Below are 247 nucleotides of genomic sequence, written 5' to 3'. Positions count from 1 at the left end.
CAAGCTGGCCGGTTTCCCGGCACTCGCAGGACTTCGGGGCGTTCAGCCGCAGCAGACGCAGGGCGGCCGGAGTGACACGCAGCGCGGCACGGGCCGCGCGTTTTATTTGCGGGGCCGAACCCCGTCCTTGCGGTTGCTCCGCGCCGCGCTTTCGTGATACAAAGCCGGTCCTCCCAGCCTTCCGTAATGCCGCGTGCGACGTGCCGCGCGGCGTTGCCATGACCCCCGCCATGAGCCCCGCCTTGAC

Annotated in this window: 1 protein-coding gene; it reads right to left on the bottom strand. The window is 70.0% G+C overall.

Annotated elements, in window-relative coordinates:
* Positions 1-220: hypothetical protein (locus SB772_RS44280; protein WP_410839060.1), on the bottom strand; the 220-nt coding region annotated here is incomplete at its 3' end.
* Positions 221-247: the final 27 nt, after the last annotated feature.

The sequence above is a fragment of the Paraburkholderia sp. SIMBA_030 genome, assembly GCF_046535245.1.
GTDB lineage: Bacteria > Pseudomonadota > Gammaproteobacteria > Burkholderiales > Burkholderiaceae > Paraburkholderia.
The sequence above is the reverse complement of the archived record's forward strand: the minus strand, read 5'-3'. Positions and strand labels throughout refer to the sequence as shown.